Source organism: Photobacterium sp. BZF1 (genome assembly GCF_014349205.1).
Classification (GTDB): domain Bacteria; phylum Pseudomonadota; class Gammaproteobacteria; order Enterobacterales; family Vibrionaceae; genus Photobacterium.
The window spans coordinates 32,421-44,874 of the sequence record NZ_JACSOF010000040.1 but is presented as its reverse complement, the minus strand read 5'-3'; the positions used below and the strand labels follow the sequence as shown (position 1 = coordinate 44,874).

Here is a 12,454-nt window from a genome sequence, read left to right as displayed (position 1 = left end):
TCTAACAGTCATTCCGATGGTGGGGTATCGGAACGGCCAAGTCAGGATCCTGATCGAAGATATCATTCTAACAGTCATTCCGATGGTGGGGTATCGGAACCTCGCTGCTCGACGGGATGGAGTATGACCCATTCTAACAGTCATTCCTATGTAGCATCTCGCCAGTGAGATTACGTGGCCTAATCGTGGCTATTGAGCATAGCCATACTCATAGCAGATTAACTGTAGTGGATGAGTAAATTTGGCCACCAGATTAGAGGTTTGCAATACCCTCGGTAATCCGTGTACTGCTAGTTTAGGTGAAGCACTGAAAACATTTTGTCCAATGACATGTGCAACTGAAGGGCATTACAGTGAAAGCATCTACTAGCCTAATATTAAGGTTATAGGACGATTCCAGTTTTATCTCTACTTCCCTTTATATCTGTATGGATATAGCTGTGTTGTATTTAGGACTGTTCAAAAATATCGAGTGTTCATTTTTTTTGAACAGTATGATTTATTGAACACAGATCTGATGACGTTGGTTATGCAAAAATTATGAGCGCGGAGTGGTATCTCATTTGATGTATCGAAAGGGACTCTCTTTGCGTGGGACTGTTAGATTTAATGCTCTAAAACATTTATGTCCAGAGGTGTGTTACAGCAATGCATGTAACACACCTTATCAACCTGTTGATGCTGCCAGGTAAGGTGAATCTTTTGCGAATACGTTTTAGTTGCAAATACGAAATCCATCTAGATGTACAAGAATGGTTCGAAGCAGCACTCTTCCATCATTTTGTCAGTTTTATATTGATTAATGCTAATCCCATAGACCAATACCAGCAGGCGCTACATAACGATGCTCTTCTCGCAGCCTGCAACCGTTAATGAAGACAATTATGTCATTTAGGTTATATCGCTTAAGACTCCCAACTTGGTAGGTAGGGCAAAAGAACACCCTAGAGCTAACTAGTTCATCAAACTCCTCTTTAGTTATATCAAGCATGCGAGCAACGGTTTCTCCAGAAACGAGCTTAAGCTCTTCTTGCGTTTGGTGCTGGTTGTTTTCCATGTGTTTTACCTCAGTAGTAACGTTTACTTCACTATATCTCTTGCTCGGTATGTTCGAAGGTTGGCATGTCGGGGAAAATCTGAATGGAGTATGAGTAGGGACTCATTAGTTAATTTAGGGTGATTATATAGTGCGCTGTACTATTTACATTGATTGTGTAGTCTCCTTTATAAAGGAAAGTTCAAAGCGAATTTCAGCCTGAATGTCCTAAAATCTTTCCGAATATTTTTTTGTCCTATCCCATAAGTAATTGAGTTTATTGAGGTGAAAAAAGGGGTTTTATTCGGAAAATTCGGCTTAAGCTACTGATTATTAAAGATACAACAAGGGATTTAAAATCCCTCGGCGTTCGCGCTGTGCCGGTTCAAGTCCGGCCCGGGGCACCATCTATAGGAAAGCCCGCAAGCATTAGCTTGCGGGCTTTTTTGTTTTTCATACAAGACTAATTACAAGTTCAACTTACAACTAACCCAACTTCCACCTTTAGTGTGTGACTCGACCGTAGCATCTGAGAATTTCACCCCAGCAGCTCCAGCTTCAACCAGTGGGAACAACAGCCAATCAGAAGGTGCTTCAATGCCGTCTCTACGGGCTGCAACAGCGAGCGCAAACTCGGTATATAGGTTTGCCCAAGCCTCGATAACGCCTTCGGTAAAACCGCGGGCTAGACGCGTAGTTCGCTCGACGGATGGGAAGAGTTCCCCGCCCTGACCACGTGTTAGTACACGATCGGCTTCACCGTGGACACTGAACTTAAGCTGTTCCGGAAATTCCATATCCCATTCAATGCCGCCTTCGTCTCCGTATACACGAAGTCTAAGCCCCCCACGGTTACCTGATGCCAGCCGAGTTGCCATTAAGGTACCCGGAATTGAGTGATTGTATTTGGTCATCATCATCACTGTATCTTCCAGGGCTTTTGGGGCACCACAAACATGCATTTGGGCCAAGATATCGGTCATTGGCAAGCCGGTAACAAAGGTCGCCAAGTTCTGGGCATGGGTGCCGATATCACCGGTACAACTGGTGGAACCTGACTTTTTCGGATCAAGCCGCCATTTAACATGCTCGGCCTCGTTGATACTTTCGTTCATCATCCAGTCTTGCATGAATTCAACATGGATCTGGTTGATATTGCCGATATCACCACGGGCAATCATGGCTTTTGCCTGGCGTACCATTGGGAAGGAGGTGTTGACGAACGAGACACCGAAAACCAGCCCTGTTTCTTTGGCAAGGTGGATCAAATCAATGGCTTCATCTAGTTCATTGGTTAAAGGCTTATCACACAGTACATCGATACCTTGTTCCAAGAAGGCTTTTGCTGCTTCATAATGGAGGTGGTTCGGAGTGGTGATCATCACTGCATCAACCCCATCTTCCCGCGAAGCTTCTGCTTTGGCCATTTCCTCAAAGGAGGTATAGCAGCGATCTTCCGGTAAATACCACTGTGCCCCTTTGGCTTTAGCCTTGGCTGGATCGGAAGAGAGTGCACCAGCCGTGACCTCCCAGTAGTTGCTAAGTCGTGCAGCAGCAGATTGGGTTACTGAAATACGCCCGCCGCCAACAATCCCCAGTCGGAGGCGACGAGACAAACGCGGGTAAGGACCGGCAAAAGTTAAGTCGCCTGGAAGTAATTTTTCCTTCATGCTGTCACTTCCTTATTGGGTTGCCAGTAATGCTTGTTGAGCCTCGGTTAGCTGAGACGGTGACATCTCCATCTCTATAGCCATAAATACCCCCTGGGTGATGGTCTCGTATTGGTGCCACGGGTAGCTGCCACTTTCATCGTACATCGGTTTGTGGCTAGCACCTGGGGCAAGTGTGTCTTCCAAATACAAGGTCTTGATATCTTTTTCAAAGCACTGTTGCATTTTGCCATAACCGACGATTTGGGTGTGGATTTCCTTGAGGTTATTGAAACCGACATGAGTCTGGTGCAAACCAACTTGCAGTGGTACTCGACCAGCAAAGTACATGCTGAATTTGATGTTGCCGAGCGTGTCTTTCGGTGACATCCAGAAAGGTACCCCTTTAAGGCGTTCTTCCCCGCGGACATCGTAAGCTAGCGCCCATGTTTGCTTGATATTTTCAAACAGCTTGGCTTCATTAGGGTGCGCATCGAAGCCTTCGATTAGCACGATTCGTTCGATATTTTGTAGCTCGATGTTGTTGATAATCTTTGACTCGTAAAAGGCGATACTCTGCGTATTGGCCTTTATGGGCGTATCAGACAGGTTCAGTAAGATACTGTTGTTGCTCACCCTATACAGGGCTTCATTTTCAATTAAGGTCGCTTTGAAAAAAGGGGCGCAGAATTCCAGTGATTGAATGCTCATTAAAGTAGCTCCATGTAATTGCCCAACGAGTCCGGTTTGTTTTTTTTGGGCATAATCCTAGAAATAGATAAACTAATCAAAGTATTAAGCCGTTAAAGCACGGCATCAGTTTGTTGCTCCGCAGAGTGAACTACGGTTTCACTGTCTGGGAAGTTAACGGGCAGTGCCGCAGGGATAGCACACTCTGTAGTTAACTGCTGGTGGTGACCGGTTTTTGCTGAAAGCATGATTCCCTCCATCACTTCGCAAACATGCAGTGCCATTTCTCCACTGGCGCGAACAGGACGCTGATCCCTAGCTGCATACGCGAGATCGATCAAGCCTAGGCCACGTGAATCCTTCGAGAAGTTATGTTGGTTTTTCGCGACGGTCCAATTGTCCAGGCCTTGCTGACGGGGGCGGTAATTCCAGCGGGCGTTGTCACGGGTGCGGTATAGGACGTCGCCCCCGAAAATATTGGTTCCATCGGTAGGATCAGGATCGGCAATGCAAATCGTACCTTTGGTGCCATAGATCTCCAGCCTTGGTAACTCGGAGTCCCAAATATCAAAACTGGTTAGCATCATCGCTGAGACACCGCTTTTGAACTCTAGTAGGCTGGAAATATGGGTATCGACTTCGACATCGATGAGTTCACCAGCACGAGGTTGGGACTCAATCAAACGATGGTTAAATGATTTCTTAGCCATACCCGCACATTGTTTGATAGGGCCTAACAGCGAGATCAAAGCAGTCAGATAATATGGACCAAGATCAAATAGCGGCCCACCGCCCGGCTTATAATAGAAATCAGGGTTTGGGTGATGGCGTTCTACACCATGAGTGCCAACAAACGCCGTTGCACCAATAGGTTCACCGATAATGCCGTCATCCAGTAGCTTTTTACAGGTTTGGATCCGGCTACCCAAGAATGTATCAGGGGCGTTACCGACCAGGACATTGTTTTGCTTGGCAACCGCGAGGATTTCCTTGCCTTGCTCTAAGTCGGTAACAAAGGGCTTTTCAGAATAAACATGCTTACCCGCTTTCACCGCCGCCAGAGAGATATCCCCGTGGACAGCTGGGATGGTTAGGTTGAGGACTGCATCAATGCTGGGATCATTAATGACTTCATCTGGCGTACAGAACTTCGCAATATTGTATTTTTCCGCCTTGGCCTTTGATTCACTTAAATCTAAACTGGCACAAGCAACAATATCGACAATATCAAACTTCTGGCAGGTTTTAAGGTAGATGTCGCTGATAACACCGCAACCAATTAACCCTATGCGTAGTGGTTCCATTTTTTTCTCTTATTTATTGGATGTGATAAGTTATCGGATTGATAAGAGTTCTATTCAATCCGATCATAAGTAATTGTGTTTTTAGTTAAACTGGTTTGAATTGGACTAATTAAATATTAGTGCTGGCATTTTTTACTGACTCTTGTGCTTGGTTAATCCATTTAGGATCAATCTTGGTTGAAAGCCAAGTTAGCATCTTGGGTTGAGAGGCATTTCTAAATGCATTCAACTCTTCAGAATTAAGCGCACGTACATTCATGCCTTCTTTAATAATAGTTTCTAGTCCTTGAGCAGAGTTAATTTGCTGAATCGCGCGTCCTACCGTACCGGCTATTTTTGCTGAGCGGTCAATGATCTCGCGGTCGGCTTGGTTTAATGAACTGTAGAAATTGTCATTAATTACTAAGAAGTCTGCACTGTAAACATGGCCGTCCAAGGTAATATATTTTTGCAGTTCGTAGAGTTTTTTCTCAACAATCACACTGACAGGGTTTTCCTGGCCGTCAATCACGCCAGTGGTCAGGGCTGCTGGCAGTTCAGGCGCCGCAATCGGAGTTGCCATGGCATCCAATACTTTCATAAATTCGATGAAAGTTTGGTTAGGCATAACGCGCATTTTCATGCCTTTGAGATCTTCAGGCTTTGCAATCTCTTTTTTCGAATTGGTAAAGTGGCGGAATCCCGTCTCTCCATAAGCTAATGTTTTTAATCCTGTTTCAACTCGGCAGTGCTCACTCAGGTTTTGACCGAATTCACCATCAAGTACTTCCCAAGCCACTGGTGATGAAGGGAATAAGTAAGGGATCTCTATAATCGCAGCTTCTGGGCAAACTTTTGAAAATGCACCCGATACAATGGTCATGCTCAACATACCTTCTTGTACGGATTGTAATAATTCGGTTTCACCACCGAGTTGCCCGGCAGGAAAAATATCAACCTGGATGCGGCCCCCTGATTCGGCCTCGACTAGGTTTTTGAACACCTGGGTCGCAGCACCTTTTTTAGATACAGTCCATTCTTGTGAATCGACATGACCGATATTTATTTTGATATTTGATGCAGCAACGTGTGGGGTGATAAGTAGGGAAGAAAGTAGGACAATTGATTTAGCAAACTTCATAGGTTGTTCCTGTTATTTACGTTATTGGTAAAAGACTGATCACAACTTAAGATCAAATTTATTATTAACATTTTATTTACAGGGGATAGGTTAGACGTGCTTTTGTATGATGAGAAATAAAATAATTGCAAAGGGTATTAGAATAATATATTGTTGACTTTTATATGCTACTTTAAATAAATAATAATGCCGGTAAAATTGTGATGATGGTTTGATTTTTATAGTAACTAAAAATAAATTTTCACATGATGACTAGTATCAAACCGTATTTTTCAAAGAAAATTTTTAGGGTGTTTAATAAATAAAAAAGCTACTGGCAACAGTAGCTTTTATAACGAGGAAGGTGAAGGCTTAAACTAGAGTTGCTGCTCTTGGATGAGCATTGTACCCGCACCGGTATTTGAGATCGGGTAGTGGTAATTGCTATGTAACACCTCAAGGTTGTTGGATAGTGCACCTCGCATACCTAACCAGAGGATCAGTTCAGGGCCTTGTGATCCGGCTTCAATTATTAGATCGCGGATGCTGAGTTTTGTCAAAGCTTCAGGCTCGCTGATGATCTTGTCCATGCAGTAGCGGTCGAACTCGGTATTAATAAAGCCAGCACGCTCGCCATCAAGTTGGTGGGATAAACCACCAGTACCCAGAATTACCACCTTCAGATCTTTATCGAAAGAGCGGATCGCATCACCGAGTGCCTTGCCCATATCAAAGCACCGCTTTGGGGATGGCATCGGGTGCTGCTCGACGTTGATGCAGACCGGGATCACTTTCATATGGCCATAGCTGTTGTTTGGCCACATTAGCTGCATCGGTACGGTAAGGCCGTGGTCGACTTTCATTTCCTGGCAGATAGTAATATCGAATTCGTTTTCAACCAGTTGATTACAGATATGCCATGACAACTCAGGTGCACCCTTAATAGGCGGGATAGTGTTGATGCCCCAGCCTTCGTCGGCATTATGGTATTCCTCGGCAGCGCCAATCGCGAAGGTTGGTTTCTTATCGAGGAAAAACTCAAGGCCATGGTCGTTGTAGAACACAATGGCGACATCCGGTTGCTCTTCATCAAGCCAAGCATGGATAGGTGGGTAGGCGTCAAAGAAAGGCTTCCAGTAAGGGGTCTGCTGCGAACCCTCAGCGATAGCTTTGCCGATTAGCGGAATATGTGATGTGGTGATACCACCGATGATCTTGGCCATGGCTTAGCTCCCTGGATTATGCAGTTTTTGGTTGAATTCTTCTAGTGTGACGCCGGTTTGGATGGCTCCGATGTCCTGCATGTTTAGCCCCAACATGCCAACAAACTTGGCGAGATAATAGATGCTACCGCCTTCTTCGATTAGCTTGAGTACGTCGCGATCGGCAATGGCTTGTTTTTGTGCCTCGGTGAGGTTGAATTTATCGCAGTAGGCCATCTCATCAGCGGAAAAGGCAGCTCTGCCCTCGGCATTGTTAAGCGAGAAACACATTTTGTTTAGGCCATAGCCTTTTCGGGCCATGGTGCCGTCGAATAGGGTTGTGCCTTCAATGGCATTTGGGTTATCGAGATAAGACATGTGCTCTCCCTAGGCTTGCTGCCAGTAAAGTTTATCGGGGTTTGTGACCAATAGTGCCTGCTGTAGGGCAGGGGTTGGCGCAATTTGCGGGATCACATCAACCAATTGCCCGTCATCCGGGGTGTGCGATTTCATGTTCGGATGAGGCCAGTCAGTACCCCATAGCACTCGTTCGGGGAAGCGCTCTACCAAGTACTTGGCAAACGGTACCACATCGCTGTAATCCGGCGGGGTTTGGGTCAGCCTTTCTGGGCAGCTGACTTTAGTCCAGAAGTGCGGGTTACGCTCCATTAGGTTAACGAAGGCTTGGAATTCAGGTCCGTTTACAGGCTTGCTGACATCGGGGCGACCCATGTGGTCAATAACGATAGTTGTATCCAGCTCTTCGAGGAAAGGGGCGATATCTTCAAGATCTTGGGCTTCGAAATACACTACGATATGCCAGCCAAATGGGCGTATTTTTGCTGCAATGTTTTTGAATACCGTCTTCGGAGTGGTATCAACTAGGCGTTTGACAAAGTTGAAGCGCACGCCTCGCACGCCAGCTTGGTGCATGGCGAGAAGCTCTTCTTCAGTGATGGATTCATCGACAACGGCAACGCCACGGGCAAGATCTCCGGCTGCGTGTAGGGCATCGATCAGAGCAGCATTGTCGGTGCCATGACACGAGGCTTGGACAATCACGTTGCGGCTAAAGCCTAGGTGATCGCGCAGGGCAAACAGCTGATCCTTACTGGCATCACACGGGGTGTATTTGCGCTTTGGAGAATAAGGGAACTGGGCGGCAGGACCAAAGACATGGCAGTGGGCATCTACAGCACCGGCCGGAACCTTAAACGCCGGGGTACTAGGGTTTGGGTGGAAAGGGAGGTAATCAGCGTCCATGTTTATTCCTTTTCGTTTTTTTAAAATTGGTTTGCGACGAATACGTTGCCATCGAACAGTTTTCTTGCGGTTCGTAATATTGCAGCGCTCTCGTCACCATCGCTGCGATTGACTATGACGGTAAGTGCGCCGGTCGGGTGTTCGATGTCCAATGTCATCGTGTTACCAGGTTCAACACTGGCGAGCTCAAAGGCCGGAGATTCTGGTAGTAAGCAGGCGGATGCCACACTCACGGCGCCCAGCACCCCTATAGAGGCGTGACAGCGGTGAGGGATAAATGTTCGGGTCGATATAGCCCCACCATTTTGCGCAGGGCTAACCAATGACATCTTCGGGACGGATTTGCTACTTACATCGCCAAGGTTCATCATCGGACCGGCTTGCAGCCTTATAGACTCCAACTGTGCTTTGAGATCGCTGTTGCTGTCTAATTCATCACGGGTTTCACCACCGCTGATACCAACATCTTCTGCTCGAATGACGACAACAGGCATTCCATTGTCGATGAGCGTGGCAGCAACCCCATCGATGTTATCGAACTGGCGCCCGGTCGGTAATAAAGCACCGCAGCTAGAGCCCGCTGTATCCCTGAAAGTCACTGCAATTGGTGCAGCCGTTCCTGGGACACCATCAATAGCCGCGCTTCCTTGGTAACTTACGGCGCAATTTGGCGTAGGCACTCGGCACTCGGCAATTTGACCGGTATTTTCCATATATACCGTGACAGAGGTTTCCCCGTCTTGGGCATTGACTAAACCACGTTCGATGGCAAACGGGGCGACGCCGGCAAGGATATTGCCGCAATTCTGTCCGTCACTTACCACAGGCTTATCGACAAACACTTGTAGGAACAAGTAATCAACGTCTACACCTTCACGACTTGAGGGGGAGACGATGGCAACCTTGGAGGTAAGGGGATCTGCGCCTCCCATACCATCAATCTGACGAGGATCTGGTGAGCCCATCACCCCAAGTAAAAAGTCATCACGGAGCTTTGGGTTGCTCGGTAAATCACTAGCCAGGAAGTAGGCACCTTTTGATGTCCCTCCCCGCATCCACATGCAGCGAACAGAGGTTTGATCAAACATACTTCAGACCTTTTTCAGCTAAACGACCACGCATGTTGTAGATATCTAGGCCCAATTCACCGTTTGCCAAACGGATGCGCTTTTCTTCTTCCTTCGCCATTCGTGCACGAGCCAGGGAAAGTACTTGTTCGGCTTCATCACGGCGCACGACACAAACGCCGTCATCGTCAGCGACAATGACATCACCCGGATTGATGAGCTCATCGGCACACACCATAGGAACATTGACAGAGCCAAGAGTCTCTTTGATGGTGCCCTGGCTAAAGACATGTTTCGACCATACAGGGAAATTCATTTTCTTCAGGTCACGCACATCACGAACACCGCCTTCAATGACTAAGCCGACCACGCCGCGGGCTTGTGCTGAAGTTGCTAATAAGTCGCCAAAAAAGCCAAAATTCGATGGGGAGGTAGGGGCGAAAACAAGAATATCGCCTTCACGGGCCTGTTCTATAGCAACATGCATCATCCAGTTGTCACCCGCTGCGCCTGAGATTGTCAAGGCCGAGCCGGCAACGGCAACATCAGCGTAAATTGGACGCATGTAGTCGGCCAGCAACCCACGACGTCCTTGCGCTTCATGGACCGTAGCGACTCCGCACTCAGCCAGTCCGGCGATGATTTCAGGGTTAACTCGTTCAATGTTTTGCACCACGACGTTGTTGTTCATAGTGGGGTTCCCTTTTCCTATCCTTGAAAAAATGTATCCAATTGGCTGTTAAAGATTACAGTGATCACAGTATCTGGTCTTAACACTTTTTTTACCATTTCGAAATAATGTAAAGGTATTCGTTTTTGGTATAGTGCCGTTATTAATTCAATTATTATTAGACGTGAAGATGGTAGATATCCCCAATTTAAGGCATTTGCGAGCATTTATTTACATTGCTGATTCAGGCAGTATTAGTAAGGCTTCGGAATTAGTTTTTTTATCCCAACCTGCATTAACCCAAGCAATAGCAAAGCTGGAAAATGCTGTGAAAGCAACGCTATTCGAAAGGCGTTCTGATGGCATGCATTTAACATCACTCGGAATGATATTTAATAAACGAGTCAGTCGTGCAATTAGTATCTTGGATGATGAATTGACCAAAATTCTAAATATAAAAACAGGAAATTCAAAAAAATCAAAATCTTCCAATTATATCAATACCGTCACTATCACTCAGTTAAGAGCTTTATTAGCGGTTGCCGAAAATAAAAGTTATTCGGCGGCAGGGCGCAGTATTGGCGTGTCACAGTCTTCGCTTTACCGAGCATCAAAAGAATTGGAAGCCAGCTTAGATGTCGTGCTATTTGAGAAGACATCGTTGGGGATCAGTATCAGTAAAGTAGGGCTTGGTTTGCTAAAAGCAACCAAGTTGGCGTTCAAGGAAATTCAGCAAGGCCTAGAGGAGATCAGCTCCGAACAGTCTGCAGGGGCAGGGAGAATCGTGATTGGCAGTATGCCGCTTGCCAGAACCTGCCTGCTTCCAGAGACGATCAATGATTTTTCTTATATCAATGATGATTTCAATATCAAGGTCGTGGAAGGAGATTATTCTGACCTGCTTTATCACCTTCGTAATGGTGAAATCGATGTGTTGATTGGCGCACTACGCTTCCCGCCACCGGCTGTAGATATAAGGCAAGAAACCCTTTTTGATTCAAGTAATAATATTATTGCCAGAACCGATCACCCATTAACAAAAGTGGATGATTTAACAATGGATGTTCTCGCCGAGCAAAGTTGGGTGGTACCTGGCGAACATACACCTGCCCGAAGAATGTTTAATGAGTTTTTTTCCGACACCGAGAACTATCCCCAAAAATTAATCGAAACCAGTTCGCAAATACTGGTAAGGGAAATATTACTCGGTAGTAATAAGTTAGCAATCCTTTCAAAACACCAAGTACAGCGAGAGCTTAATGAGGGCAAGTTCACTATTTTAGACTTTCCTTCATTCAGTCATTCCCGGCCGATAGGGCTGACTTTCAGGCAGAATTGGCATGCGACAGAACTACAGAAAAGCTTTATAAGTTTATTGCGTGATAAGGGTCTGGCACTATCGGTTTTGAGTTAGGAATTATTAGTACCTATTCAAAAAATGAATATCTCTCGCTTTTAATTAATTACCTTTAAAAATCAGCAGGTGATAGCTTTTGGTTAACGGCGCATTAACAATTGCGCGTTGTGAATGTTAATCGATTGAAAGGAGTGGCAATGGCCAAGCTATCACAAGTTGCCTTTCTAGGTTTTGGTGAAGCAGGACAGGCGATCATGTCTGGTTGGAGTGAAAACCAAGCTCCAATTGCAACGGCTTATGACATCAAAACGGATAATCCTTCTTTAAGGAAGGCGAAACTGACTGATTATATCGAATCAGGTGTACAGGGATGCTTCAACCTTGGCGCAGCACTGAGTGGCGCGACCGCCATTTTCTCTCTGGTTACTGCTGATCAGGCGCGGGTTGCTGCTGAGCATGCCGCGCTTCATATTCAGCCGGGACAATTTTATTTCGACTGTAACTCTTGCTCGCCGGATTCTAAGCGCATGAATGCCCGATTGATAGAACAAGCAGGAGGCAAATATGTTGATGTTGCCATCATGTCGCCGATCCATCCGAAGCGACACCAGACACCCGTTTTGATCAGTGGCCCCCATGTAGCGGAAGCCAAAAAGATCATGGAGCAGCTGGAGATGAACCTCGATGTGATTGATGGCGATATTGGTGCCGCCTCTTCGGTCAAGATGATCCGGAGCATTGTGGTGAAGGGGATGGAAGCGCTGATGGCGGAATCTTTCCTTAGTGCCAAAAAAGCCAATGTCGAGGACTATGTGTTGAGCTCACTGGAAGCAAGCCATCCGGGTATCAACTGGCGTCAGGCTGCAGCATATAACCTAGAGCGGATGATGGTCCATGGACAGCGCCGAGCCGCTGAAATGCGCGAAGTGGCTCTGACTGTGGAGCAACTTGAGCTGGATAATGCCATGGCGCAGGCAACGGTGAAATGGCAAGAACAAATAGGTGTATTGGCACTGAAAGCCGATAGTGATGAATTTACTGAGTTAGCAAACACGGTGCTTAAACGCTTGGCCTCTTAACAGGTGCAAAAGCGTTACAGACTGACTTAAACATAAAA

The 12,454-nt window shown here is 46.3% G+C and carries 12 protein-coding genes; 2 read left to right on the top strand and 10 right to left on the bottom strand.

What is annotated here, in order from left to right; translation table 11 throughout:
• Positions 1–805: 805 nt before the first annotated feature.
• From BIZ37_RS11110 to BIZ37_RS11065, 10 genes are all read right to left on the bottom strand, one after another.
• Positions 806–1,057 (bottom strand): hypothetical protein, encoded by a 252-nt coding sequence (locus tag BIZ37_RS11110; RefSeq protein ID WP_187461562.1) that lies wholly within the window; start codon positions 1,055–1,057, stop codon positions 806–808.
• 446 nt (positions 1,058–1,503) lie between these two features.
• Positions 1,504–2,706: a Gfo/Idh/MocA family protein gene (locus tag BIZ37_RS11105; RefSeq protein WP_187461561.1), complete on the bottom strand. Its 1,203-nt coding sequence runs from the start codon at positions 2,704–2,706 to the stop codon at positions 1,504–1,506.
• Positions 2,707–2,718: 12 nt separating this feature from the next.
• The gene (locus BIZ37_RS11100; RefSeq protein ID WP_187461560.1) at positions 2,719–3,396 is read right to left on the bottom strand and encodes a hypothetical protein; all 678 of its coding nucleotides are present in this window, start codon (positions 3,394–3,396) and stop codon (positions 2,719–2,721) included.
• Between the two features lie 92 nt (positions 3,397–3,488).
• Positions 3,489–4,679 carry a Gfo/Idh/MocA family protein gene (locus BIZ37_RS11095; protein ID WP_187461559.1) on the bottom strand — a complete coding sequence of 397 codons (1,191 nt, stop codon included), beginning with the start codon at positions 4,677–4,679 and terminating at the stop codon, positions 3,489–3,491.
• A gap of 109 nt (positions 4,680–4,788) precedes the next feature.
• Positions 4,789–5,799 carry a DctP family TRAP transporter solute-binding subunit gene (locus tag BIZ37_RS11090; protein ID WP_187461558.1) on the bottom strand — a complete coding sequence of 337 codons (1,011 nt, stop codon included), beginning with the start codon at positions 5,797–5,799 and terminating at the stop codon, positions 4,789–4,791.
• Positions 5,800–6,155: 356 nt separating this feature from the next.
• Positions 6,156–7,001: a class III extradiol dioxygenase family protein gene (locus tag BIZ37_RS11085; protein ID WP_187461557.1), complete on the bottom strand. Its 846-nt coding sequence runs from the start codon at positions 6,999–7,001 to the stop codon at positions 6,156–6,158.
• A 3-nt stretch (positions 7,002–7,004) separates the two neighbouring features.
• Positions 7,005–7,358: a protocatechuate 4,5-dioxygenase subunit alpha gene (locus tag BIZ37_RS11080; RefSeq protein ID WP_187461556.1), complete on the bottom strand. Its 354-nt coding sequence runs from the start codon at positions 7,356–7,358 to the stop codon at positions 7,005–7,007.
• 9 nt (positions 7,359–7,367) lie between these two features.
• Positions 7,368–8,243: an amidohydrolase family protein gene (locus tag BIZ37_RS11075; protein ID WP_187461555.1), complete on the bottom strand. Its 876-nt coding sequence runs from the start codon at positions 8,241–8,243 to the stop codon at positions 7,368–7,370.
• Between the two features lie 20 nt (positions 8,244–8,263).
• Positions 8,264–9,331 carry a 4-oxalomesaconate tautomerase gene (locus BIZ37_RS11070; protein ID WP_187461554.1) on the bottom strand — a complete coding sequence of 356 codons (1,068 nt, stop codon included), beginning with the start codon at positions 9,329–9,331 and terminating at the stop codon, positions 8,264–8,266.
• Positions 9,324–10,001, bottom strand: a complete 678-nt coding sequence (locus BIZ37_RS11065) for a 4-carboxy-4-hydroxy-2-oxoadipate aldolase/oxaloacetate decarboxylase (RefSeq protein WP_187461553.1) — start codon at positions 9,999–10,001, stop codon at positions 9,324–9,326. Before BIZ37_RS11065 ends, BIZ37_RS11070 begins: the two co-directional genes overlap by 8 nt.
• Positions 10,002–10,170: 169 nt before the next feature.
• On the opposite strand from BIZ37_RS11065, the gene BIZ37_RS11060 reads away from it, so the two are divergent.
• Positions 10,171–11,394: a LysR family transcriptional regulator gene (locus tag BIZ37_RS11060; RefSeq protein ID WP_187461552.1), complete on the top strand. Its 1,224-nt coding sequence runs from the start codon at positions 10,171–10,173 to the stop codon at positions 11,392–11,394.
• 140 nt (positions 11,395–11,534) lie between these two features.
• The gene (locus BIZ37_RS11055; protein ID WP_187461551.1) at positions 11,535–12,416 is read left to right on the top strand and encodes an NAD(P)-dependent oxidoreductase; all 882 of its coding nucleotides are present in this window, start codon (positions 11,535–11,537) and stop codon (positions 12,414–12,416) included.
• Positions 12,417–12,454 lie beyond the last annotated feature (38 nt).